This window comes from Mesorhizobium sp. M8A.F.Ca.ET.161.01.1.1 (assembly GCF_004792105.1).
GTDB lineage: Bacteria > Pseudomonadota > Alphaproteobacteria > Rhizobiales > Rhizobiaceae > Mesorhizobium.
The window spans coordinates 19,452-42,274 of sequence record NZ_SRTD01000015.1; the positions used below are offsets into that span (position 1 = coordinate 19,452).

General features: G+C 63.9%; 26 protein-coding genes and 2 pseudogenes. 13 read left to right on the forward strand and 15 right to left on the reverse strand.

Annotated elements, in window-relative coordinates:
• The first annotated feature begins 23 nt into the window (after positions 1–23).
• A complete protein-coding gene (locus tag EN804_RS27315) occupies positions 24–365 on the forward strand; it encodes a hypothetical protein (RefSeq protein ID WP_056585458.1) in 342 nt (113 codons plus the stop codon).
• Between the two features lie 8 nt (positions 366–373).
• On the forward strand, positions 374–1,075 hold the full coding sequence (locus EN804_RS27320; RefSeq protein WP_127278298.1) for a phosphatase PAP2 family protein: 702 nt from the start codon (positions 374–376) through the stop codon (positions 1,073–1,075).
• A gap of 296 nt (positions 1,076–1,371) precedes the next feature.
• Here EN804_RS27320 and EN804_RS27325 read toward each other — a convergent pair whose 3' ends face one another.
• The 3 genes and pseudogenes from EN804_RS27325 to EN804_RS38145 all read right to left on the reverse strand — a co-directional run.
• Positions 1,372–1,998, reverse strand: a complete 627-nt coding sequence (locus EN804_RS27325) for a DNA-3-methyladenine glycosylase (RefSeq protein WP_127278297.1) — start codon at positions 1,996–1,998, stop codon at positions 1,372–1,374.
• A complete protein-coding gene (locus tag EN804_RS27330; protein WP_127278296.1) occupies positions 1,977–2,357 on the reverse strand; it encodes a nuclear transport factor 2 family protein in 381 nt (126 codons plus the stop codon). The genes EN804_RS27325 and EN804_RS27330 overlap by 22 nt, the downstream gene beginning before the upstream one ends.
• Before the next feature lie 135 nt (positions 2,358–2,492).
• Positions 2,493–2,882: pseudogene (locus EN804_RS38145) on the reverse strand (LysR substrate-binding domain-containing protein); the annotation flags it as partial.
• On the opposite strand from EN804_RS38145, the pseudogene EN804_RS38150 reads away from it, so the two are divergent.
• Positions 2,880–3,206: pseudogene (locus EN804_RS38150) on the forward strand (zinc-binding dehydrogenase); the annotation flags it as partial. The pseudogenes EN804_RS38145 and EN804_RS38150 overlap by 3 nt on opposite strands.
• A 33-nt stretch (positions 3,207–3,239) precedes the next feature.
• Here the strand turns inward: EN804_RS38150 and EN804_RS27345 are convergent.
• Complete coding sequence (locus EN804_RS27345; RefSeq protein WP_135862927.1) at positions 3,240–4,100, reverse strand: ATP/GTP-binding protein; 861 nt, start codon at positions 4,098–4,100, stop codon at positions 3,240–3,242.
• A 113-nt stretch (positions 4,101–4,213) separates the two neighbouring features.
• Between EN804_RS27345 and EN804_RS27350 the strand changes: the two genes are divergently transcribed.
• Positions 4,214–5,014, forward strand: coding sequence for a helix-turn-helix transcriptional regulator (locus EN804_RS27350; RefSeq protein WP_135862925.1), 801 nt, complete (start codon positions 4,214–4,216; stop codon positions 5,012–5,014).
• A 110-nt stretch (positions 5,015–5,124) separates the two neighbouring features.
• Positions 5,125–6,501 carry an adenylate/guanylate cyclase domain-containing protein gene (locus EN804_RS27355; RefSeq protein WP_127871069.1) on the forward strand — a complete coding sequence of 459 codons (1,377 nt, stop codon included), beginning with the start codon at positions 5,125–5,127 and terminating at the stop codon, positions 6,499–6,501.
• Between the two features lie 83 nt (positions 6,502–6,584).
• Here EN804_RS27355 and EN804_RS27360 read toward each other — a convergent pair whose 3' ends face one another.
• From EN804_RS27360 to EN804_RS27370, 3 genes are read right to left on the reverse strand one after another with little or no spacing between them, the layout of a single operon-like run.
• A complete protein-coding gene (locus tag EN804_RS27360) occupies positions 6,585–7,412 on the reverse strand; it encodes a lipo-like protein (RefSeq protein ID WP_135862922.1) in 828 nt (275 codons plus the stop codon).
• Positions 7,413–7,468: 56 nt separating this feature from the next.
• Complete coding sequence (locus EN804_RS27365; RefSeq protein ID WP_135921768.1) at positions 7,469–8,413, reverse strand: CHAD domain-containing protein; 945 nt, start codon at positions 8,411–8,413, stop codon at positions 7,469–7,471.
• Positions 8,410–8,883 (reverse strand): CYTH domain-containing protein, encoded by a 474-nt coding sequence (locus EN804_RS27370; protein WP_127871072.1) that lies wholly within the window; start codon positions 8,881–8,883, stop codon positions 8,410–8,412. The genes EN804_RS27365 and EN804_RS27370 overlap by 4 nt, the downstream gene beginning before the upstream one ends.
• A gap of 91 nt (positions 8,884–8,974) precedes the next feature.
• Between EN804_RS27370 and EN804_RS27375 the strand changes: the two genes are divergently transcribed.
• From EN804_RS27375 to EN804_RS27390, 4 genes are read left to right on the forward strand one after another with little or no spacing between them, the layout of a single operon-like run.
• Positions 8,975–9,652, forward strand: coding sequence for a CerR family C-terminal domain-containing protein (locus tag EN804_RS27375; RefSeq protein ID WP_127871073.1), 678 nt, complete (start codon positions 8,975–8,977; stop codon positions 9,650–9,652).
• Positions 9,653–9,671: 19 nt separating this feature from the next.
• On the forward strand, positions 9,672–10,625 hold the full coding sequence (locus tag EN804_RS27380; RefSeq protein WP_135921769.1) for an HlyD family efflux transporter periplasmic adaptor subunit: 954 nt from the start codon (positions 9,672–9,674) through the stop codon (positions 10,623–10,625).
• Complete coding sequence (locus EN804_RS27385) at positions 10,622–11,542, forward strand: ABC transporter ATP-binding protein (RefSeq protein WP_135921770.1); 921 nt, start codon at positions 10,622–10,624, stop codon at positions 11,540–11,542. Before EN804_RS27380 ends, EN804_RS27385 begins: the two co-directional genes overlap by 4 nt.
• A gap of 8 nt (positions 11,543–11,550) precedes the next feature.
• Positions 11,551–12,687 (forward strand): ABC transporter permease, encoded by a 1,137-nt coding sequence (locus EN804_RS27390; protein ID WP_127871290.1) that lies wholly within the window; start codon positions 11,551–11,553, stop codon positions 12,685–12,687.
• A 30-nt stretch (positions 12,688–12,717) separates the two neighbouring features.
• On the opposite strand, the gene EN804_RS27395 is transcribed toward EN804_RS27390, so the two are convergent.
• Positions 12,718–13,695, reverse strand: a complete 978-nt coding sequence (locus EN804_RS27395) for a threonine/serine dehydratase (protein WP_135921771.1) — start codon at positions 13,693–13,695, stop codon at positions 12,718–12,720.
• 347 nt (positions 13,696–14,042) lie between these two features.
• Positions 14,043–14,366, reverse strand: coding sequence for a hypothetical protein (locus EN804_RS27400; RefSeq protein WP_127280438.1), 324 nt, complete (start codon positions 14,364–14,366; stop codon positions 14,043–14,045).
• Positions 14,367–14,540: 174 nt separating this feature from the next.
• Between EN804_RS27400 and mbfA the strand changes: the two genes are divergently transcribed.
• Positions 14,541–15,524: an iron exporter MbfA gene (gene mbfA / locus EN804_RS27405; RefSeq protein WP_135921772.1), complete on the forward strand. Its 984-nt coding sequence runs from the start codon at positions 14,541–14,543 to the stop codon at positions 15,522–15,524.
• A gap of 168 nt (positions 15,525–15,692) precedes the next feature.
• On the opposite strand, the gene EN804_RS27410 is transcribed toward mbfA, so the two are convergent.
• Both EN804_RS27410 and EN804_RS27415 read right to left on the reverse strand, forming a co-directional pair.
• Positions 15,693–16,037: an antibiotic biosynthesis monooxygenase gene (locus EN804_RS27410; protein ID WP_127871078.1), complete on the reverse strand. Its 345-nt coding sequence runs from the start codon at positions 16,035–16,037 to the stop codon at positions 15,693–15,695.
• Positions 16,034–16,366 carry an NIPSNAP family protein gene (locus tag EN804_RS27415; RefSeq protein ID WP_127279421.1) on the reverse strand — a complete coding sequence of 111 codons (333 nt, stop codon included), beginning with the start codon at positions 16,364–16,366 and terminating at the stop codon, positions 16,034–16,036. The genes EN804_RS27410 and EN804_RS27415 overlap by 4 nt, the downstream gene beginning before the upstream one ends.
• A 161-nt stretch (positions 16,367–16,527) precedes the next feature.
• On the opposite strand from EN804_RS27415, the gene EN804_RS27420 reads away from it, so the two are divergent.
• Positions 16,528–17,202, forward strand: coding sequence for a winged helix-turn-helix domain-containing protein (locus tag EN804_RS27420; RefSeq protein ID WP_127279422.1), 675 nt, complete (start codon positions 16,528–16,530; stop codon positions 17,200–17,202).
• Positions 17,203–17,393: 191 nt separating this feature from the next.
• On the opposite strand, the gene ligD is transcribed toward EN804_RS27420, so the two are convergent.
• The 4 genes from ligD to EN804_RS27445 form a co-directional block, all read right to left on the reverse strand.
• Positions 17,394–19,919, reverse strand: a complete 2,526-nt coding sequence (gene ligD, locus EN804_RS27430) for a DNA ligase D (RefSeq protein WP_135921773.1) — start codon at positions 19,917–19,919, stop codon at positions 17,394–17,396.
• 9 nt (positions 19,920–19,928) lie between these two features.
• Positions 19,929–20,801: a Ku protein gene (locus EN804_RS27435; protein ID WP_135862900.1), complete on the reverse strand. Its 873-nt coding sequence runs from the start codon at positions 20,799–20,801 to the stop codon at positions 19,929–19,931.
• A gap of 109 nt (positions 20,802–20,910) precedes the next feature.
• Positions 20,911–21,417, reverse strand: a complete 507-nt coding sequence (locus EN804_RS27440) for a ferritin-like domain-containing protein (RefSeq protein ID WP_135862898.1) — start codon at positions 21,415–21,417, stop codon at positions 20,911–20,913.
• Positions 21,418–21,421: 4 nt separating this feature from the next.
• Positions 21,422–21,661 (reverse strand): hypothetical protein, encoded by a 240-nt coding sequence (locus EN804_RS27445; RefSeq protein WP_135862896.1) that lies wholly within the window; start codon positions 21,659–21,661, stop codon positions 21,422–21,424.
• Positions 21,662–21,812: 151 nt separating this feature from the next.
• On the opposite strand from EN804_RS27445, the gene EN804_RS27450 reads away from it, so the two are divergent.
• Positions 21,813–21,953, forward strand: a complete 141-nt coding sequence (locus EN804_RS27450; RefSeq protein WP_013892047.1) for a hypothetical protein — start codon at positions 21,813–21,815, stop codon at positions 21,951–21,953.
• A 500-nt stretch (positions 21,954–22,453) separates the two neighbouring features.
• Positions 22,454–22,822 carry a YciI family protein gene (locus tag EN804_RS27455; RefSeq protein ID WP_127279426.1) on the forward strand — a complete coding sequence of 123 codons (369 nt, stop codon included), beginning with the start codon at positions 22,454–22,456 and terminating at the stop codon, positions 22,820–22,822.
• Position 22,823 lies beyond the last annotated feature (1 nt).

The following is a 22,823-nucleotide window of genomic DNA, read 5'->3' on the forward strand; positions in this document are numbered from 1 at the left end:
AGCCACTTCGAGGGGGACGGACGTTGAGTTTTTCGGGATTGCTGCAGCTGGGTTTTTCAACGGTGATCTTCCTGCTGGCGGCGACCGCCGCCAAGCAATGGGGACTGGCGCCGAGCCTGGGCAAGATCCTGCTGACGCTGGCGCTCTATTCGCTGGGCAATCTGATCATGCTGCGGCTGATCCGCGAGTTCGGCATGTCGGTGTCGTTCAGCCTTTCGGCGGTCATCCAGCTGGTCTCGGTCAATGTCGTGGCGCTGGTGTTCTTCGGCGAGCGCGTCAACGCGCTGCAGGCGACCGGCATCATGCTGGCGATCGCCGCCGTGGCGCTGATCACCCTTGGGCCCTATCTGCAAGGGCGGTTATAACCGTGCCGATGAAAAACGCTGCGAAAACGCTGCTCAACCGGGTCGAATTCCCGGTGCTGCTGGCCGGCCTGGTCATCGCTGGTGGGCTGTGGGCGTTCGAGGAATTGATGGAGGTGGCACGGGCCACCACGCCGCACGCCTTCGATACCGAAATCCTGCTTGCCTTCCGCCAGCCGGGCCAGCCCGGCGTTCCCATCGGTCCATCATGGCTGGAAGGGGCGATGCGCGACGTCACCAGTCTTGGCAGTACCAGCGTGCTGGTGCTGATCACCACGGCGGCGATCATATATCTGCTTTTGATCCGCAGGCGAGGCACCGCGCTTCTCATCTTCGTTGCCGTGGCGGGCGGCCAGCTCCTGTCGAGCCTGCTGAAAGTCGGCGTCGACCGGCCACGCCCGGAACTGGTTTCGCATCTGGTCAACGAGACCTCGCTCTCCTTCCCGAGCGGCCACGCCATGCTGTCGGCGGTGACCTATCTCACGCTCGGTTCGCTGGCGGCACGCTTCCTGCCAGGCCGAACCACCAAGGTCTACGTGTTGTTCCTGGCGGTGCTGACGACGGTGCTGGTCGGCGTCAGCCGCGTCTATCTGGGCGTCCACTGGCCGTCCGATGTGCTGGCGGGCTGGTGTGCCGGCTTCGCCTGGGCGATGCTATGCTGGCTGGTGGCGAGGATTCTGCAACGGCGCCAGGCGGTGAGCGACGATGCCTGACCTCGCCGTCAGATCAACCTGTTGATGAGGTGCCCACCACAGCCCGCCAGGGCCAAAGCCATTGGTAGCAAGCCTGCTGATGTCATCAAGATCTTGAAAACGTTCAACCTCGTTATCCCCTGCCCCGAATGTGCGGCACCTTAGGCTGAAATCCTCGGAAAATATCGAGAAATGGACAATCAGGCGAAGACGCTAACGTGCCGCAAGCGTCAAGCGGCCGCTGGTGACCTATGCCGCGTCGATCGGCGATGCGCGGGCGCAGCTGGCGGGAAAACAAGAGGCGGAGCAACCGTCGCTCAACGGTTGAGCGATGCCGGGCCGCTGACGAAAGGACTTTCCTTCAGGTAAAAGCGAAGCAGGCGGTCCGCGTCCTTCGAAATGCCGATCCTGATGCCCTGTCCGATCGCGCCGGCCTCGAATTCATCGTGTGCAAGCCATAGCGAGCCTTCCCGGCAAAGGTCGAGCCCGTCGAGCGATCGATCGATCCGCAATGCCGCGGCCAGCCTTCCGGGCCCGCGCGCCAGGTCGCGCAGGCGCTCGACGCCACGGTTCAGCCGCATGATCTCGATGCCTTCCAGCGGTTCCAGCGCCCGGATCAGCACGCCGGTTCCCGTGCCTTGCGCCTCGCTCGAAACGTTCAGCATGAACGAGATGCCATAGGCGAGATAGACATAGGCGTGCCCGCGCTCGAGAAACAGCGACCGGTTGCGCTCCGTCATCCCTCGAAAGCCATGCCCGGCGGCATCGCCGGCGACATAGGCTTCCGTCTCGACGATCCGCCCGCTGACCCTGCCGTCGGGCAAGTCGCGCACCACCAGCTTGCCGATGAGATAACGGGCAAGGGCGGCCGTATCGTCCGGCAGTTCTTCCCGCGCGAGCGGTGGATGATTTGTCGAGCGGTTCACGGGATCCGTTCGACCCATTGCGCGCGCGAAGGTCCGGGTTCGAACGGATCGCCGAAATACTGCGTCTCGCGGACCACCTTGCCGTCGAGGAACTCCATGATGCTGACCGTGTAGGACGGCCGCCCGTCATAGGTCAGGACATATTCGGTGACCCAGAGGTCACCGGTGCCTGTGATGCGGCGCACGATGAAGCGCTTGCGGTTCGGCTGCGCGGCGCGGGACGACTGGATGTTGCGCCGCCCGCTTATGCGCTCGCCCGATTGCGGATAGTCGAGCACTGCGTCCTCCCGGTAGATCTCGTGCTCAGCTTCGAAGTCGCTGGTGTCGGAAGCGGCCCAGTGACGATCCAGGGCCGCTCTGATCTCTCGGTCTTCCATCTCGAACTCCTTGGCCGCCGATGCCGGGCCGTCATACCATATATGCCTGCCTAGAGCGGACCTTCGAGATTGCGCGGAACGGCGTTCGCAAAGCCAGCCGAGGCGCCGCCGGCCGCGCCTATCGATCATTTTTCATTAGACATCCGCATGGCGCAGGGCATTGGCGATCACCGCGAAGGCGGGCGAGTTCTGCCGGCGGGTCGGATAGTAGAGGTAATAGCCCGGGAACAGCGGGCACCATTCGTCGAGCATCAGCACCAACCGGCCCGACCGAAGCTCGTCGGTCACCAAATTCTCCGGCACGTAGGCGATCCCAAGTCCGCTCACGGTGGCGTCGATCATGGGGATCGTCGAATTGAAAGTCAGCTGTCCGTCGACGCGCACCCTCAGCTCTCGCCCGTCCCTGGCGAATTCCCAGGCGTAGAGGCCGCCCGAGCGCGACTGCCGGTGGTTGATGCAATCGTACTGGACGAGGTCCTGAGGCGTGCCGGGCGCCGGATGCCGGGCGAGGTAGTCAGGGGAGGCGCCGACTCCGTGCTCGAATGCGTCGGCACGCAGGAATCGATGAAGCAGGCGATCGGGTCGACCCGCAAAGGCGGCTATGTCTCCTATGTCGGCGTTCCCCACCAGGTGCAACTGGATGGGCAGCAGCTGTTCTTCGCCCATGTGCACCTCCATGGCGGCCCGGCGCCGGTGCGCCGTTACCTGCCCGAACTGATCGCTCTCGTCACCGAGGGCAAGATCAATCCCGGCAAGGTCTTCGACCTGGTTCTTCCGCTCGAACAGGTCGCCGAAGGCTACAAGGCCATGGACGAGCGCCGCGCCATCAAGACGCTGCTGCAGGTGTGAGCGCCAACGCTCCTGGAGCGGCCGGTATGGCTCTCAATCGATCTTTAGCGCCGCCACCTCGCCCTCGTTCATCAGCGGCACATAGAGGATCGACTTGCCGTCGGTGCCGATGTCGGCGCTGCCCGGCTTGAAATGCACCACCGCTTCCGGCGCGCTGCCGGTCCTGTATCGGTACAGCGTGCCGGTCATGTAGGCGGTGGCATAGATGGTGTCGCCCAGCGCGATGACGCCGTCGAGGTCGGCGAATTTCTGCGCGCCCGCCAGCGGCGTCACCGTCTTGCTGGCGAGGTCGACCGCCAGCAGCCCGCCCGGCTCGACCGTGCTGAAGTCGGGCTTGATGCCCTTGCCCCAGGAGGCGACGATCAGCCTGTTGCCATCGGCGAAGACGCCGTTGGGTGCAGCGAGCATGGCGTCCCTGACAAACAGCTCCGGTCTGTCGCCGTCGATACGCCAGATCGTGTCGGCCAGCATGTCGGTGACATAGACCTTGCCTGACTGGTCCGACGTCATGTCGTTCAGGAAGACGGCATTCGGGATCACGATGCTGGCGATGAGCTTGCCGCTGGCGAGGTCGACGACGCGGACCTTGGTGATGTCGGCGACATAGAGCTTGCCGCCCGCTATCGCCATGCCCTTGGGCGCGTCCATGCCGTCGGTCCAGTGCTGGGTGACGATCTTGCCCTCCGTGGACAGCACGCTGAGATAACCAATGCCGTCGGCGTCGCCCGGATTGCCTGATATGTTGGAAACGATGATGCGGTTATTGGCGGCGTCGAACAGCGCCGATTCCGGCTGTTCGAGGCCCGTTGCCCGCCAGAGTTCTCCGGCCTGGGCCGGCGGTGCGGCCGCTATGCCGATGGTGGCGATAAAGGCTGAGGTGACGAAGATATTCATGACTGCTCTCCTTTGATGTCGGCGAAGAGCTAGGCTTTTCGATACTTTTCGGGAAGCCAGATTGCCACTAGTATCGAATACCGATACGAAACCGACGGCAAGAGGTGCATCCCATGAACGGTCTGGTCTTCGAGGCGCTTAAGCGGACGCTGAAGGCGAAGGGCGTCACCTATCGCGAGCTTGCCGAACGCATGGGCGTTTCCGAGCCGACGGTGAAGCGCATCTTCCATGAGAAGAACTGCAAGCTCGACCGGCTGGTGGAGATCTGCGCCGCCGCCGGCGTGGAACTGGAAAACGTGCTCGGCTCGATGAGCAGGGGGCCGGGGCCGGTCAACCACGTCGCGCCGGAGATCGAGCGCCGGCTCGCCGGCCGTCCGGCGCTGCTATTCGTCTTCGTCATGCTGTCGGAAAAGTTCACGCCTGAAGGCATCATGCGCTCGCAGGGCCTGAGCGAAGCCTCGATGTTCCTCTATCTGCGCGACCTCGAGCAGCTCGGCCTGATCGCGCTCGGCCGTGGTCTGTCGGCGAAATTGCTGGTCGAGACGCCGATCCAGTGGAATTTCGAGGGGCCGCTCAGGCCGTTGTTCGAGATGACCAACAAGAATTTCATAGGTTGGGCGATCACCCATATCGAGAAGGAGGCGACCTTCGTCAGCTTCTCCAGGCGGATGCGGCCGGAGACGGCGGAAATGGTGCGGCGCGAGGCCGAGGAACTGGCCGACCGCGCGAAACTGCTCGCCCATCACGACCAGCACACCACGCCCGAGGACGGGTTGGTCGGCTACAAATGGACGTTCGCCTTCGGCGCCACGCCGTTCGAGGCGATCATGCCGATCGGCCCGCATCCGCGCGACGCCGGGGCGTTCGATCGGCCCGCCGCTCCTGCAAAGGGACGCCGCCCGTTACCGGCCTGATACAGAAAACGAAATCACATTCATGATAGAGTTCGCGCACTGATTTGTCAGATTGTAGAAGGCGGGTTTGCCGAATGCGTGACACGTCCCCATGAAATCGAAGTGATCCTATGTCGACCGCGCCAACACTTGAACTTCGCCGCTATTCGCGCCTGAAAAATTTGCGGGCGCGCGCAGAACGCCAGGGTGCTGCATTACAGTTCTGGGCGCGTACGGCATCGCTCGCCGTGATCTCCTGCTTCTTTTCATTGACCAGCCGCTGGGATGCTTCGCTGCTCTTCGTGCTGGCGGGCCTCGTGCTGTTCCAGCTTGTCGGCCTGATCCAGTTTCTCTTTGCTCGCCGTCGTACGGCGCGATGGTGGATCGGTTACCTCACCGGTACGCTGGACATCATTCTGTTGACCGTTCTGCTGATAACGCCCAACCCGTTTTCCCTCGAGGTCGCGCCGGCCGCGATGCAACTGCGCGAGGGCAGCTTTAAATACCTGCTGATTTTCGTATGCCTTGGCGCTCTGACCCTTTCGACACGATTGGCACTCTATCTCGGCGCGCTCGCGGCCCTGACATGGGCGATCGGGGTGGGATGGGTGATTTCCCATCCGGGAACCGTAATTCCGGCGACGAACCTCTATTCGCTGCCAATGACAGAGCGACTGAACCTCTATCTCAACCCCAATTTCGTCGATACATTCGCGCAGGCGACCAACGTGTTGGTCGTGCTGATTATCGGCGCGATCATGGCGCTGGTCGTCTTTCGTTCCCGACATCTGTCGGAAGACTATGTCAAGGCAGAGCGCGCCCGCGCCAATCTCGCCCGGCATTTTTCGCCCAATGTCGTCGACCAGCTCGCCGCCGATGACGAGCCCTTCGGCCCGGTTCGCCGGCAGGATATCGCGGTGCTGTTCGCCGACATCGTCGGCTTCACACACTATTCCGAGGATCATCCGGCCGAAGCAGTGTTCGAACTCCTGCGTCAGTTCCACCGTCGCATGGAACAAGTCGTTTTCGACCACCGTGGCACCGTCGATAACTATATCGGCGATTGCATCATGGCGACATTCGGGGTTCCGCAAGCCAGCCATGACGACGCGACTCGGGCCATCCAGTGCGCTGAAGCGATGGTCGCCGCTCTCGAGGACTGGAATGTACAGCGTGTGTCCAGGGGATACCCGCCGCTGGACGTTCGGATCGGTGTACAATATGGCGCAGTGGTCATCGGCGCGGTCGGCAGCGAGCGCAATCTGTCCTTCGCGGTGGTGGGCGACACCGTCAACGTCGCCAGCCGTTTGCAGTCGCTCTGCCGTGAGCTTCAGGCGAATATTTGCTTTGGGTCACGACTGATTGAGGCAGCGAAGGCGGAATCGCCCACGACACCGTTGAATGCGCGCGATCATGGACCGATGAGCATCCGCGGCCGGGACGAACCGGTCCATGTCTGGGTCGAACGCAGAGCCGAAAACCAGGGTGTTGTTGCGGTTCCGGCGTGACATAGGCCGCCATGTGAAACGCTGCACCTCGGCAGGATAGCGGTAGGCCGCGCCAGGCATGTCCTGACCTAGGCGGAAAGCCATCACGTGTCCTTCGCGGTTGCGCCAGCCTTTGCGGCTGCGGCGTCCGTGCTTGCCTTGTCGTCCCAGGTCACGGCCCTGTAGTCGAAGCCGTATTCCAGCGTCGGCTTGACGATGCGGAAAAACGGCGACAGGTCGAAATCGCGCGGCGTGTAGAGCGAGTGATGGCGGATGTGCAAGATTTCCCTGCGCATATAGGTCGACTGCGCCGAGGCGCGGCCGGGCGCGCGGGATATCTCGGGCAGGATCGGATAGCGGATCTGGCCGTAAGCCTCGGCAATCAGCGTCGAGCAGATCGCCCGCGTCGGGTCGCCGGAGCCGAAGGCCAGCATGCGGCGGCGCCAGCGCACCGGCACCGGCGGCGTCGGCATGAAATAGCGCAGCATGTCGAAGATGTTCTTGAGGTCGTATCTCAGGCCGAGCTTGCTGATCATGAAGGCGACGACCTTGTCGCGGTCTTCGGGTGCCAGGCCGCTCGCCCGGCAGATGCGGGTATTGTAGGTCCGGTACCGCGACAAGGGTACGGCGACACAGCCTTCGCCGAGCGTGACCTCGATCAGCCGCCTGCGTTCCGAGCCGTCATCCGGTTCGGCCAAAGCATCGCCGACATAGAAGGCCGCATGCGACCATGTCGACTGGGTCAGATACTTGATCGCCGCCGAGATCTTCTGGTTGCCTTCGATCAGCAGGACGTCGCCCGGCTCCAGCGTGCGGCGCAGTGTTTCGGCGTCGGAAGGCGTGTAGGGCTCGTATCCCGAGGATTCTTCCTGCAGCCGACCGGCAAGCCAGCGGCCCAATCGATCCAGAAGCATGTCGCCAGGCTCGGTCATCGGCTATGGCGATTACCACAGGCCGGTGCCCGACGGCAAAGCATGTTCGGTCCGGATCAGCCGGTGGCCGCAAGTGCGCCGGCGTCTTCGGCCGAGCCGGCAAGATCGTCGCGGGCCTTGCGGGCAAGCTTTTTCGTCGAGCGCTTGGGGCTGTCGCCAAACAGTTCGGCCGCCTCGGCAAGGCACGTCTTCTTCAGGCTCTTTTCCGAACGCTTGAGCAGCTTGCCGAGAAGTTTCGTATCCTCGGGCGGTCCCAGCGGCTCGTCGTCCGCCTCGAGCAACGCACGCATGACGAACACATCATGCAGTTCGCCGAGACGTTCGCCCAGCGCATCGACGGCCTTGCGCCGCGCCTTGATCGGGGTCGGCCACAGCCTGCCGAGCAGCGACAGGTGCATGCCATGCGTCTTGGCCGCCTTGCGCAGGTCGTGGAAATCGCCGGCCTCGCCGTGCGAGCCGGCCTTGTCGAGCGCCTTCCTTGCACGGCGCAAGGTGGCGCGGGCGCCTTCGGCAAGCACGTCGGCGGCCTGCTCCGGCTGGTCGGGCAGGGTAAGGGTTTCGATGCGCTTCATGCCGTCTTCGCAGGCGGCGGCGGCCGCGCCGATCGCGGCCCGCAGCCCGGCGCCTTCGTGCAAATCATGCTGGCGTGCGATCAGCCGGTCGCGCACGGCATCGAGCCCGCCATCGGCGCTTTCCCTGGCAAAGGCCGCCGCCAGCCGATCGATGGTTTCGATCAGAGCTGTCGCTTCACGCGGGCCGGCAAGCAGCGCCGCCACATTGCGATAGCATTGGTTTTCCGTGGCACAGAACGTTTCGTCTCCGGAACGAACGAGGCGCAACAAGGCGCGCGCGCTCTTCAGCCGCTTGCGGCATTTGTGTAGCCCCTGTTCGGGCCGAGTGCGCGCCACGTCCAGATGTTGCAGGGCCTTGCCGATTTCCTCGGCAAGGATGCGTCTGACCTCGCCGGTCAGCGGCAGGCGCGGGTCTATGCGAAAGCTCATGCGGCGATCTCCGGTATCCCCCCGAGGGCGAGCGACGCGTTGTAGAACATCTGTTCACCGGTGACTTCACGGCCGAGCCAGTCCGGCAGCATTTCATCCGGAACGTCTTCCGGAGTCTCGAGTTCGGCCACCACAAGTCCCGCCAGTGCGCCGCCAAAGACATCGACTTCATAGAGATAGCCGCGATGTCTAACATGGTAGCGTGTCTTCTCGATGACACGTCCGATGGCGAAGTCCAGCATCTCCACCGCCTCCGCCAGCGGGATCGGATATTCGAATTCGTCGCGCTCGCGCGCGCTGCTGCCGAATTTGAGCGTCAGCTTGGCCGAGGCGCCATCACTGATGCGGATGCGGACGGTTCGTCCGGGTGCCGTGGCGAGATAGAACTGGAGAATGCGGATATCCGCTTCCACCAGATCCCGCCACGCGGGGCTAGAGACCAGGAACTTACGCTCGACTTCCTTGCCCATGGCCGCGCACTAAAGCGTTTGCCGAAGGCGATGGCAAGACGGCGCCGCACACAAGTTGACTTTAATCAATCGATTGATTAAAGTGCTTACCATGATCAAATTGTCGGACGCCAAGCCGCCCCGCCACGCGACATCCCCGGCTGAGCTAACGCGTGCCGCGCTCGTTCGGGCGGCGCTGAAACTGTTCGGGCGGCAGGGCTTCGACGGCACCTCGACGCGTGAAATCGCCGCCGAGGCGGGGGCCAATATCGGCTCGATCGCCTATCATTTCGGTGGCAAGGAAGGTCTTCGCGCCGCTGCCGCCGACTTCATCGTCGAGACCATTCAGGCCGTCGCCGGTCAGGCGCTCAATGAACAGGCCGCGACGGCTGGCGACCCGGAGGCGGCGCGCGCGCAGCTGTTCGCGGCCCTGGAACGGATGGTCGGCTTTGTCGTGGCCAGCCCGCAGGCCGGGGAGATCGTGCAGTTCGTGCTGCGCGAACTGTCGCATCCGACGGCGGCGCTCGACCGCATCTATGACGGCGTCTTCGAGCCGGCGCATCGCCGCCTGTGCCTGCTCTGGGAGCAAGCCACCGGCGAGCCGGCCGAGAGCGAACGGACCCGGCTCACCGTGTTCACGCTGATCGGCCAGGTCATCTATTTCCGCATCGGCCGCGAGGCGGTGATGCGCCGCATGGGCTGGCAAGACATCGGTGCCGCCGAGGCCGCCAAGGTGGTGGCGGCCACCACGGACAACCTCGGCGCCATGCTGGCCGCCCGAAAAGGGTAGGGATGAAGGGACCAAGACAATGAGCTTCCTGTGTTCGCTGCCGCTCGCCACCCAGCTGTTCGGTGCCTGCGCCCCGGCGGCACCGCTCGCCGTCGGTTATGTCGAGGGCGAATACGTGCTGCTGGCGCCGATCGAGGTGGCACAGGTCGAGACGGTGACGGTGAAGCGCGGCGATCGCGTCACGGCGGGAGCCACCGTGGTGACACTTGAAAATGCCGACGCCAAGATCGCGGTGGCGCAGGCGCAGGCAAGCCTCGCCCAAGCACAGGCGCAGTTGGCCGACCTGCAGGTCGGCAAGCGGCCCGAAGAAATCGCCGCACTCAAGGCTCAAGTCGACATGGCCAAGGCGCAGGCAGACGACGCAAGACGCAAATACGCTCGCGCCGCCGATCTGTTCAAGCGCGGCACCGGCACCCAGGCCGACTATGACACCGCCTCGGCGACGCTGGAAACCGCCAACGCCCAGGTCGGCCAGGCCGAGGCCAATCTCGCCGTCGGCGGCCTGCCGGCGCGCGCCGAGACGATCAAGGCCGCCGACAACCAGGTCAAGCAGGCGCAGGCCGAACTGGAGCAGGCGGTGTGGCGCCTCTCCAAGCGCACGCTCGCGGCCCCTTCGCCCGGCCGCGTCAACGACGTCATCCGCAATCCCGGCGACACGGCGGGCCCGACCGCGCCTGTCATCTCGGTGCTCCCCGACGGCGCGGTGAAGCTCAGCGTCTATATTCCGGAAGCGGCCTTCTCCTCGGTCAAGGTCGGCAGCCTGCTCAGCGTCCATTGCGACGGCTGCGGCCCGGACGTGAGGGCGCGCGTCAGCTATATCTCGCCCGATCCCGAATTCACCCCGCCGGTGATCTACTCCCTGGAAAACCGGCAGAAGCTGGTCTACCTCGTCGAGGCGCGGCCGGAGGGCGATGCGGGGCCGCTGCAGCCCGGCCAGATCGTCGATGTCGATCTCGCGGATATGGGAAAATGAACGCCATCGACGTCCGCGGCCTGGTCAAGCGCTTCGGCGACAAGACCGTCGTCGACCATGTGACCATGTCGGTCGCCGAGGGCGAGATCGTCGGCTTCCTCGGCCCCAACGGCTCGGGCAAGACCACCACCATCCGCATCATGTGCGGCCTGCTGACGCCGGACGAGGGCGAAGGCACGGTGCTGGGTTTCAACATCCGCACGGACTCGCTCAGGATCAAGCGCGAAGTCGGCTACATGACGCAGAAATTCTCGTTCTACGAGGATCTGACGATCGGCGAGAATCTGGAATTCGTGGCGCGGCTTTACCGGCTGAGACCGGTCGAGGAGTATGTCGCCCGGACATTGGAGGAGCTCGGCCTGGCGACGCGCCGCAACCAGCTGGCCGGCACCTTGTCCGGCGGCTGGAAGCAGCGGCTGGCGCTGGCCGCCTGCATCATGCACAAGCCGAAGCTGCTTCTGCTCGACGAGCCGACGGCTGGCGTCGACCCGAAGGCGCGGCGCGAGTTCTGGGACGAGATCCATCGCCTGGCCAGCGGCGGGCTGACCGTGCTGGTCTCCACCCACTATATGGACGAGGCCGAGCGCTGCCACCGCATCAGCTACATCTCCTACGGCAAGATGCTGGCCACCGGCACCGTGGCCGAGGTGGTGAAGAACGCAGGGCTGACCACTTTCGTGGTGCAGGGGCCGCGGCTTGACAGGGTGGCCGAAGCGCTTGAGGGCCGCGCCGGCGTCGATCAGGTGGCGCCGTTCGGCGCCACGCTGCATGTCGTCGGCTCCGACCGCAAGAAGCTTGAAGCAGCGCTTGCCGATGTCGAGAGAGAGCACAAGGGCGTGACCGTGACGCCTGGCGAAACCAGCCTCGAGGACGTCTTCATCCAGTTCATGTCCGGTTCGAAGGACAACATGACATGAAACATGGCATGAACAGCGTCTTTTCCTTTGCCCGGCTCGGCGCGCTGCTGATCAAGGAGTTCATCCAGATGCGGCGCGACCGCATCACCTTCGCCATGATGCTGGGCGTGCCGCTGTTGCAACTGGTGCTGTTTGGCTTCGCCATCAACAACGATCCCAAGAGCCTGCCGACGGCGCTCGTTGCCATCAGCAACGACCAGTATACGCGCGCCATGGCCTCCGCCCTGCAGATGACGGGTTACTACCACTTCGACTTTGTCGCGCAGAGCGCCGCGGAGGCCGAGGAACTGATGGCCAAGGGCGCTGTCTCTTTCGTGGTGACGATCCCCGCCGATTTCGCCCGGCGGGTCGAGCGCGGCGACAACCCGCAGATCCTGATCGAGGCCGACGCAACCGACCCGTCGGCGGCGAGCGGCGCCGTTTCGACATTGAGCAAGGTGGCGAGCCAAGCGCTGCTGCGCGCGCAGGGCATGCAGGCGGCGGCCGCTGAAAGCGCCAGGGGGCAGCTGCAGGTGGTGGTGCACCAGCGCTACAATCCCGAAGGCATCTCGCAATACAACATCGTGCCTGGCCTGCTCGGCGTGATCCTGCAGATGACCATGGTGATGATGACCGCCATGGCGCTGACCCGTGAGACCGAACGCGGCACGATGGAAAACCTTTTGGCGATGCCTTCCAGCCCGGCCGAGATCATGCTCGGCAAGGTGCTGCCCTTCCTCGTCGTCGGCGCCGTGCAGGTGGCGGTGGTGTTGACCGCGGCGAAGCTCCTGTTCAGCATCCCGTTCGTCGGCTCGCTGACGCTGCTTTTGTCTGCGGTGCTTGTCTTTGTGCTGGCGCTGGTGCTGCTCGGCTACACGATCTCGACCATGGCACGCTCACAGATGCAGGCGATGCAGCTCACCTTCTTCTTCTTCCTGCCGTCGCTGCTCCTGTCGGGCTTCATGTTCCCCTATCGCGGCATGCCCGGTTGGGCGCAGGTGCTGGGCGAGATCTTTCCGCTCACGCATTTCCTGCGCGTCACCCGGGCGGTGATGCTCAAGGGTGCCGACTTCCATGCGATAGGAGCCGAGGTCGGCTGGCTGGTGCTGTTCGTGGTGGTGTTTGCAGGCACGGCTCTGCTCCGGTTCCGCCGCACGCTGGATTAGAGGTTAGGGGCCACCGAACGACCGACGCCTCTAAGCTGCCGCCATGATCTCGGCGTAGGTGCCGAAATCGACATTGCCGCCGGAGAGCACCACGGCCACGCATTTGCCCGACAGTTCGATCTCGCCCGATGACAGCGCCGCCAGCCCGACGCAGCCGCCGGGCTCGACCACCAGTTTGAGATGGGCCATGGCGTCGCGCATCGCCTGCGCGGTCGCTCTGTCGGAAACCGCAATGGCGCCGGCGAGGTTGCGGCGGTTGATCTCGAAGGTGATGGCGCCCGGCTCGGAGGTGAGGATGGCGTCGCAGATCGAACTGTAACCCGGCTCGTTCGAAACCCTGGCGCCCGCCGCCAGCGAGCGGCGCGTGTCGTCGAAATGCTCGGGCTCGACCGCCCAGATCGCGGTGCCGGGCGAGGCATCCTTGACCGCAACGGAAATGCCGCTGGTCAGGCCGCCACCGCCGCAGGGAATGACGACCGCGTCGAGCCTGACGCCGAGCGCCCGCGCCTGCTTCACCAGCTCCAGTCCGATCGTGCCCTGGCCGGCAATGATGGCCGGGTCGTCGAAGGGCGGCACCAACGCCATGCCCTTGTCCAGATAGGGACGGACCACCGTCATGCGGTCGTCCTTGAAACGGTCGAAGGGCACCACCTCCGCTCCCATCTTGCGGACATTGGCGATCTTCATGTCCGGCGCATCCGCCGGCATGGCGATGATCGCCTTGACGCCGAACATGGCGGCGGAAGCCGCCACCCCTTGCGCATGGTTGCCCGAGGAAAAGGCGACGACGCCACGGGACCGCTCTTCCTCGCTCAGTGACGACAGCTTGTTGTAGGCGCCGCGGAACTTGAACGACCCGGTGCGCTGCAGCGTCTCCGGCTTGAACAGGATGCGGCCGCCGAAGCGCCGGTTCAGCTCCTGCGATTCGAGCAACGGGGTCTCGACGATCAGGCCATAGAGGCGTGCGGCGGCGGCATGGATGTCGGCGATGCCGGGAGGGGTGGTCATGACGGGTCCTGTGGTGATGCGATCCGGCCATGGTGCACGGAAAGGCTTGCGCGATGCCAACGAAAAAATGTGACAGGGACAAAGTTGGTGAGTCAGAACGGCGGGCGGTGCTGCCCCTCACCTGCCTGCCGGCACTCGTCATTCGAAAAGCCAAGCAGTTGGCTTTTCGTCCGCTACGCGGACCATTCCTCAACTCCCCGTATAGTCACGGGGACAGGGCGCTTGCCGCCGAGGTCAGCTGTTTTCTCCCCGTCACTATACGGGGAGAAATGCCCGGCAGGGCAATGAGGGGTGGCGCTAGCCTTGGCAATTGGCCGCGTCCTGCCCCAAGGGCCCTTAGCCCAATCCTAACCCAGCAACGTCCGCTGCCGTTTGCTCCCGCCCAGCTTGCGCCAGCCGTTGAACCGATGCGTGGCGGCGGCGAACGAGATCTTCATCTGCTGGGCCACCGTATAGCGTGACTTGCCTTCGTCGAACATGCGGTAGCAGCACTCGACGCCTTCCTCGGTCAGCTTGCCGTCCGGCGCCTTGTTGTGTGGATTGGCGGGGTCGAATTTCTCGACCTGCTGCTCGACCAGGCCCTTCAGGCGCTGCAGGTCGGCCTCGATGCTGGCGATGAGATCGAGGACCGGTTTCGGATCATAGGCGTGCGGAGGCGTCTTTGCCGTCATCAGCTTTTTCCTTTTTATGGCTTGGCTCCAGATATAGGCGAACATTCACTGATAATGAAGAGCGATACCCAGACCGGGGCTTCAACTATTCTTGAACCGCCGGCCAAGCGCGCGATTGACCACGGACGCCGTAAACCTTAGTTTAGAACCATTCTAAACTAGGATGATTTTCTCATGCTTTCCCGTGTTTTCGCCTTCGGCCGCCGCCCCTTCGAATCGCTCTCCGAACAGGAGATCCTGGCGCTGGCCATTTCATCGGAGGAAGATGACGGGCGCATTTACCGGGCCTATGCGGACGGGCTGGCCGAGACTTTCCCGCAATCGGCAAAGGTGTTCGAGGAGATGGCCGAGGAAGAGGATGGCCATCGCGACTCGCTGATTGAACTCTTCCGCAAGCGTTTCGGCGAGCGCATTCCGTTGATCCGCCGTGAACATGTGAAGGGCTATTACGAGCGCAAGCCCGACTGGCTGGTGCGGCCGCTCGGCGTCGAGGCCGTGCGCCGCCAGGCCGAGGCGATGGAGCGACAGGCCTACCTGTTCTACGTCGAGGCGGCGAAGCGCACCACCGATGCCTCGACGCGAAAGCTTCTCGACGATCTGGCGCTGGCCGAACAAGGGCACGAAACGCTGGCGCAGCGCCTCGAGCAGACGCACGTACCGGGCGACGTGAAGGACGAAGAAGCCGCCGCCGAACAGCGCCAGTTCATCCTGACCTACGTGCAGCCCGGGCTAGCTGGTCTGATGGATGGATCGGTCTCGACACTCGCGCCGATCTTCGCCGCCGCCTTTGCGACCCATGATACCTGGCAGACCTTTCTGGTCGGGCTGGCCGCCTCGATCGGCGCCGGCATTTCAATGGGCTTCACCGAGGTCGCTTCCGACGACGGCAAATTGTCGGGCAGGGGCTCGCCGGTAAAACGCGGCATCACCACCGGCGTCATGACGTCCGCGGGCGGGCTCGGCCACGCGCTACCCTACCTCATCCCGCATTTCTGGACGGCCACCGCCGTTGCCGCCGTGGTGGTGTTCTTCGAATTGTGGGCCATCGCCTTCGTCCAGAACCGCTACATGCAGACCCCGTTCCTGCGCGCCGCCTTCCAGGTGGTGCTGGGCGGCGCCCTGGTGTTCGCGGCCGGCGTGCTGATCGGGAATGCGTGAGGCGCGCTTCTTCCTTCCCCCCTTGTGGGGGAAGGTGGCCTCGCGAAGCGAGGTCGGATGAGGGGTGTTCCAGGGAACACCAACGTCTCACTCCGCTGGAACACCCCTCATCCGTCTCGGCGCTGACGCGCCGATCCACCTTCTCCCACAAGGGGAGAAGGGAAGGCGCTACCCATTCACCGCCCGGCTGTCCGCCGGCGCCTCGTCCCTCTCGGCCAGCCCGTAGTCCCGCACCACATGGGCGATCCGCAATCTATAGCCGGCAAAGATACCGCCGCGCCCGGCCTGCTGCGCCTGCCGGTGTTCTTCCGTATTGCGCCAGGCCTTGACCGCCTCCTCGTCGCGCCAGAATGACAGCGACAGCACCCGGTTCTGGTCGGCCAGGCTCTGGAAGCGCTCGACGGAAATGAATCCATCGATGCCGTCGAGCAGCGGACGCAACTCGGCGGCGATGCCGAGATAAGCCTCGCGCCGGCCTTCCGCGGGCTGCACCTCGAAGATGACGGCGATCATACCTTCACCAGCGGCGCGTGCGGGCCGGACGCCAGTTTCAGGAACATGCGGTCCTCCTTGAGGATGAATCGTTCGCGGCGGGCGAACTCGTAGTTTGCCTTGCCGGCGGGGTCGGCGGCAAGCCGGGCGCGATAGGCTTCGTAGGCCGCCAGGTTTTCGATGTTGTAGGCGGCATAGGCCGTCGTGGCCGAGCCCTCGTGCGGCGCGAAATAGCCGATCAGATCGGCGCCGCAGCGCGGAATGGCCTGGCCCCAATTGCGGGCATATTCCTCGAAGGCGGCCTTGCCGAACGGGTCGATCTCATAGCGGATGAAGCAGGTGATGGTCATCTCGGTCTCCTCGGGGTTTGCAACGACGGTTCGAGGGCGGTCGAAACGTCACGCGCATCTCTGTGCTAGTCAGTCTGGTGTCAGGAGCCATCATGCCAGCTCCTTGAACTGGGCCGAGAATACTGGTTATCTGACAAGAATGTTTCGATGAGGATCAAACCATGCGCGAAGGACCCGATATTGCCCGCATCGCCAGCCTGGTCGGCGATCCGGCCCGCGCCAACATGCTGAACGCCCTGATGGGCGGCACGGCATTGACCGCGAGCGAACTGGCGCTGGAGGCCGGCGTGTCGTTGCCGACCGCGTCCTCGCATCTGTCGAAACTGATGGAGGGCGGACTGCTGACCGTGGCCAGCCAGGGCCGGCATCGCTATTACGGTCTGGCCGGCCCGCAAGTGGCCGGCATGATCGAAGCCATCACCGGCGTGGCCGAAGCCGTCGGCCCAAAGCGCGTGCGGCCGGGCCCCCGCGACGGCGCGATGCGCATCGCGCGCGTCTGCTACGATCATCTTGCCGGCGAACAGGCCGTTGCGATGCTGGATCGTCTTGTCGACAAGAACATACTGGTCCGCGACGACAAGGAGATCAGGCTCGGCCCGTCCGCGGCCTCGCACTTCGCGGCGATCGGCATCGATGTCTACACCAAGCCTAGGCGGCCCGTGTGCCGCGCCTGCCTCGACTGGAGCGTGCGGCGCTCGCACCTCGCTGGAACGCTGGGCGCCGCGATCCTCGACAAGATCCTTGCCGAGAAATGGGCGCGCCGCGAGAAGGACAGCCGCGCCGTGGTTTTTTCACCGCCGGGCAAGCAGGCGTTCGAAAGGGTGTTTTTGGGGTGAACCTGCTTCGTCATCCACGGGCGAAGCAAGGAGCGCAGCGACGCAGCGCAGACCCGAGGATCCATGCCGGGAACTTCCCAACGATAATACGGTCCAGAACTCCGCTCTGCCCCGATCTGCGGCCGAAGTCACGGCATGGATCCTAGGGTTCTGCGCGACGCTTTGCGTCGCTCCGCCCTAGGATGACGAAATCATGGGGTCCGCTTCAAAGCCTTCCCCTGCCTGAAAAAGTCCTTCCATGGGTCGGCTTCCGCCAGCTTCGCCAACGTCGTCTTGTCGCCGATCGGGAAGGCATTCGGCGCCAGGCCGGCCTCGATCTCGGGCCAGGTCACCGGCATCGACACCGTCGCGCCCTTCTTGGCCCGTGAGGAGTAAGGTGCCACGGTGGTCGCGCCGCTGCCATTGCGCAGATAGTCGACGAAGATTTTTCCCGTACGCGCCTTCTTCGACAGCGTCGCCGTGTAGCGGTCGGGGGCACCCTGCTCCAGCGCCCTGGCGAAATCATGGGCGAAGTCTTTGACTTCGGCCCAATCCGCCGACGGTTTCAGCGGCACGACGACATGAAAGCCCTTGCCGCCCGATGTCTTGACGAAATTGGGCAGCGACAGCTCGTCGAGCTTGCCCCTGATGTCGAGCGCCGCCTCGCGCACCGCCTTCACATCGACGCCCTCATCGGGGTCGAGGTCGAAGACGATCTGGTCCGGCTGTTCGAGCTTGTCGATCGTGCAGCCCCAGATGTGGATCTCGACCACACCATACTGGACGAGAGCCGCGACCCCGTCGAAATCCCGGATGAACAGGATTTCCTCGCCATCCCCGGGGTCCCTCATCCGGGCGATCTTGTCGCTCATTCCGGGGGAGGCGTGTTTCTGGAAGAAGCGCTGCCCGCCAACGCCGTCCGGTGCGCGCACCAGGCTTAGCGGCCGGTTGACGACGAACTGTTCCATGCGCGGCCAGACCAGCGCGTAATGGTCGAGCAGGTCCTGCTTCGATATCTTCTCGTCGGGCCACAAAAGCTTGTCGGGATGGGAGAGCTTTACGGAGGTCGTCATCCCGCCGGCAGGCCTACCGGCGCTGCTTGCCGCCGGCTTGGCCTTTGCCGGGCCCTTGCCTGTCGCTGGCTTGCCTGTCGCCGCCTTTGGCTTTTCCTGCACGACTTCCTCCGCCGGCTTGTCCTCGCGCAGCCCCTGGAACGAAGCATGGCGTATTATACGGTCCGAGGTCCAGCTGCGAAACTCCACTTCGCCGACCAGTTCCGGCCTGACCCAGACAAGGCCCTTGCCCTTCGGCACCGCCGCATCGAAGGGCGAGGCGTCCGCCGTCAGCGCATCGAGCCTCTTCTTCAGGTCGTTGGCGCCCTTGGTGGAGAAGCCGGTGCCGACCCGGCCGGCATAGTGCAGGCGGCCGTCTTCGTAATAGCCGACCAGCAGCGAACGCAGGCCGCGTCCGGTCTTGTCAGACGGCAGATAGCCGCCGATGACGAATTCCTGCCGCGCCGTGCACTTCGATTTGACCCATGCCGGACCGCGCCCGCCGCGGTAGGGCGCATCGGAGCGTTTTGAGACGACGCCTTCCAGCCCCATGCGGCAGGCATGTTCCAGCATGATCTTGCCGGGTTCGGCAAAATGGTCGGAGAAACGCACCGCCGCATTGTCGGCCTGCTCGCCGAGCAGGTCCTGCAAGGCCTGCTTGCGCTCGACCAGCGGTTCCCGCCGCAAATCCTTGCCGTCGAGCCGCATCAGGTCGAACACATAGTAGATGAACCGGTTCGTCCGCTTCGCCGACAGATCCTGCTGCAGCAGCGCGAAGGACGACACGCCGCTGTCGGCCAGCACGACGATCTCCCCGTCGATGATGGCATCGCTGCATTTCAGCCCGGCGAGTTCGGCCGCGATCTCGCCGCCGAATTTTTCCGTCCAGTCGAGGCCGGTTCGGGTCAAGAGCCGCACGTCGGTGCCGGCGATCTGCGCCTGCATGCGATAGCCGTCGAACTTCACCTCATGCAGCCAGTCCTGGCCCGACGGTGCGTCCCGCTCCAGCGTGGCGAGCTGCGGTTCGATGAAGTCGAGTTTCCTGGCCCCGGCCTTGGCCTTGCCGGTGGCCGGCTTGTTCGAGTGCCAGACTTTGGGTTTCTCGCCCTTGGCCGCCTTGCCTTCGCCGACCTCCTCGATCGTCAGGCCTGATTTCACCGACTTCGGCTCGTCGTTGAGAATATCCTCGCCGGGGCGCGCGGCGGCATCGTCGGACTTGATCAGCAGCCAGTTGTCTCGTTTTTCGCCCGGGCGCGGCCGCAGCCGCACCAGATGCCATTTGCCACGCAGCTTGTGGCCCTCGAGTTCGAAGTTGATGTGCCCCTTCTTCATCATCTTCGCGGGATCGTCCTCGGGCGTCCAGGTTCCTTCGTCCCAGACGAGCACCGAGCCGCCGCCATATTCGCCCTTGGGGATGGTGCCTTCAAAGCCGGCATAGTCGATGGGATGATCCTCGACATGCACGGCCAGCCGCTTTTCGTGCGGGTCGAGGCTAGGACCGCGCGTCACCGCCCAGCTCCACAGCACGCCGTCATGCTCGAGGCGAAAATCGTAATGCAGCCTTGTCGCGGCATGCTTCTGGATCACGAAGATGCCGCCGCCCTTCTGCCCGCGCGTAACCTTGCCGGCCGGCTCCGCGGTCTTCTTGAAGTCGCGCTTCGAATGATACTGTTCGAGGCTTGCCATCTCGTATCCTCAGGCCGATTTGCGCTTCGGCGCAACGCTTTTCGCCTTGGCGCTTTTGGTCGCCGGCTTGGCTTTCGCCTGGGATGATGGTTTCGACGGGCCGGAGTCCGACGAGAGGCTCTTCTTCAGCGCGTCGAACAGATTGACGACGTTGGAGGGCTTGGGAGCGGCCTTGGCCTTCGGCGCCTTGTGCCCCGCCTTCTTGGCGCGGATCAGTTCGAGCAGGGCGTCCTCATATTTGTCCTCGAATTTCGACGGATCGAACTTCGCCTTCTTCTTGTCGATGATGAGTTCGGCGAGATCGGTCATCTCCTGGTCGGTCTTCACCGCCTTGATGTCGCCGAAGACGCTTTCCGGCTGGCGCACCGTGTTGTCGTAGCGCAGCGTCGTCAGCACCATGCCCTTGCCGAGCGGCTCGATGACCACGGGCCGTTCGCGGCTGTACAGAACGATGCGGGCAAGCCCCGCCATCTTCTTGCCCGCCATGGCGTCGCGGATGACGGCGAAGGCCTCTTCCGAAACCGTGTCGGCCGGCGCGACATAGTAAGGCGTGTCGAGATAGATCTGCTCGATCGAGGCCTTGTCGACGAAGCCGTCGAGGCTCATCGTGTGCGAGGATTCGATCTGCACCGCCTCGATCTCGTCCTCCTCTATACGGACGAAATCGCCCTTGTCGATCTCGTAGCCCTTGATCTCGTCGCCGTCCTCGATCGGCTTGCCGGTCTCGGCATCGACGTAGATCCGCTTCACCGTATTGCCGGTCTTGCGGTTGAGGATGCGGAACGAGACCTTCTCGGCATGGGTGACGACATTGGTCAGTTCGATGGCACACGTGACCAGCGAGAGCTTCAGATAGCCTTTCCAGGCCGGGCGCGGCGCCATGATGATTTCCCCTTGAGAAAGATCAGCTGGAACGGACGACCACCCCGCTCGGTTCCAACGCGATCCGGCCGGGGCCGGCGCGATTGCCGCCGGCCCCGGCTGTCTGCCCCTATTCGGCGGCTTGCAGGTTGATCTTGCTTTCCGCCATTTCGGTCAGCTTGCGATCCGTCGCCTGCTCTTCCTTGAGGTTCTTGGCCAGCACGTTGGCGCAGTCGCTGCGGCCGAGCTGTTTGGCCCAGGCGATCAAGGTGCCGTAGCGGGTCATCTCATAGTGCTCGACGGCCTGGGCGGAAGCGATCAGCGCGGCGTCGAGAACATCCTTGTCATCGACATCGCTGCTGACGTCGTCGGCCTCCTCGAGAATGCCGTCAATGGCCGGGCAATTCACCGGCTTGGCCTTCACGCCGTGCAGCTCGAACACCTCCTCGACGCGTTCGATATGGCCCTTGGTCTGTTCGAGATGTTTTTCGAAGCCGGCCTTCAATTGCGGATCGGTTGCCTTGCCGATCATCTTCGGCAACGCCTTCTCGATCTGCTTCTCGGCATAATAGATATCGCGCAGCGTGTGCACGAAGAGATCGTCCAGTGTTTTGATGTCCTTCGAAAAGAAGCCCATGATTTCAGCCTTTCCATTGCTCTTGCTTGTGGCGGGAGTCCGGCCTGCCGGCAGGCAGCACCTGTGAGCCGGCAATGCCGTGATCCCAACGTCCGTTGCCCGGGCCGGTTCCGGTCCCACCGGCCATCGGCAAGGAAATTCCAAGGACGGTTCGAAAGTTGAAACAAAAGCGCGCCAAGGCGACATTCAAACGAAACATATGTGATGCAAAAGTCACACCAGCAGAAATGACGACAAGGAGCACCGAAACACCCCGAATCAGCCGCATTCCGGCCACGAAGCGACGGGTTTTCGACCAAAAATTAACATCGCGTTCACTGAGTATTCACGCCTTGATGCTATCGTTCTCGCAATTCGGAAGGGACATCCGAAAATCGGGACAGGGACCGGGTAAAATGAACTTCCTCACGCACCTCATCGGCTATGCCGCCGCCATCCGCGAATTCGTCGCGCCGACCTATCGGCCCGAGCGCTACTACATGCGCGGCCCCGGTCCGGCCTGCGCCCGTCGCGGCACCTCGCTGGGCGCGCACTGACCATGACTTTCGAGAGCCGCCACAACAGCCGCATCTGCAGGCCGGGTGCCTCGTCCCGCGCCACGACCTATCGCGCCGAACGTCCGGCCTTCGCCGGCAGACAGCGTGCGACATCGCCGCGTCTTTGAGACCGCCATCGGCTGGCTTAGTGTCACAGGACATAAGCAGCCGAGGCCAGCGTGACCGACCGTCCCAAGCCGCCTTCCCCATCCTTTGATGCAAGCCATCCGTGTACAGCTTCCAGCCATTGCCGGTGGCGCCGGAGGGCGAGCATGACGCGACGCCGCGCGCCCATTCTGGGCGCATAAATCCACCAGCCATCTCACCGCACCTTCCGGCGGCTCCATGCCGGCCCCCGAGCCCTTGAATCGCATGCCCGCTTGCACAAGGCGCGGCCGGAGACGAAAGTTTTTTCCGCAACCTGTCGAAATCGGCCACCGCCGCGCGACATACGTCTGGCCCCGCAAGGACGCGGCCCTCGAAACCACGGGAGAAGACCCATGCGATACATGCTTTTGATCAACAACGACGAAGCCGCGCTGGCGAACACGCCGATCGAGAAAGCCCAGCAGATGAGCGCGGCCTATGCCGCCTATACCGAGGCGTTGAAGAAGTCCGGGGCGTGGCTGGCCGGCGAAAGGCTGCGTCCGACCCAGGCGACCACCTCGGTGCGGATCGCCGACGGCAAGACCAACGTGATCGACGGCCCCTATGCCGACACCAAGGAGCAGCTTGCCGGTTTCTACATGATCGAGGCGGCCGACATCGATACCGCCATCGACTGGGCGGCACGCTGTCCGGCGGCCAGCACCGGCACGGTCGAGCTGCGGCCGATCTGGGAAATGGCCGACTATATGCCCAAGAAGTGAC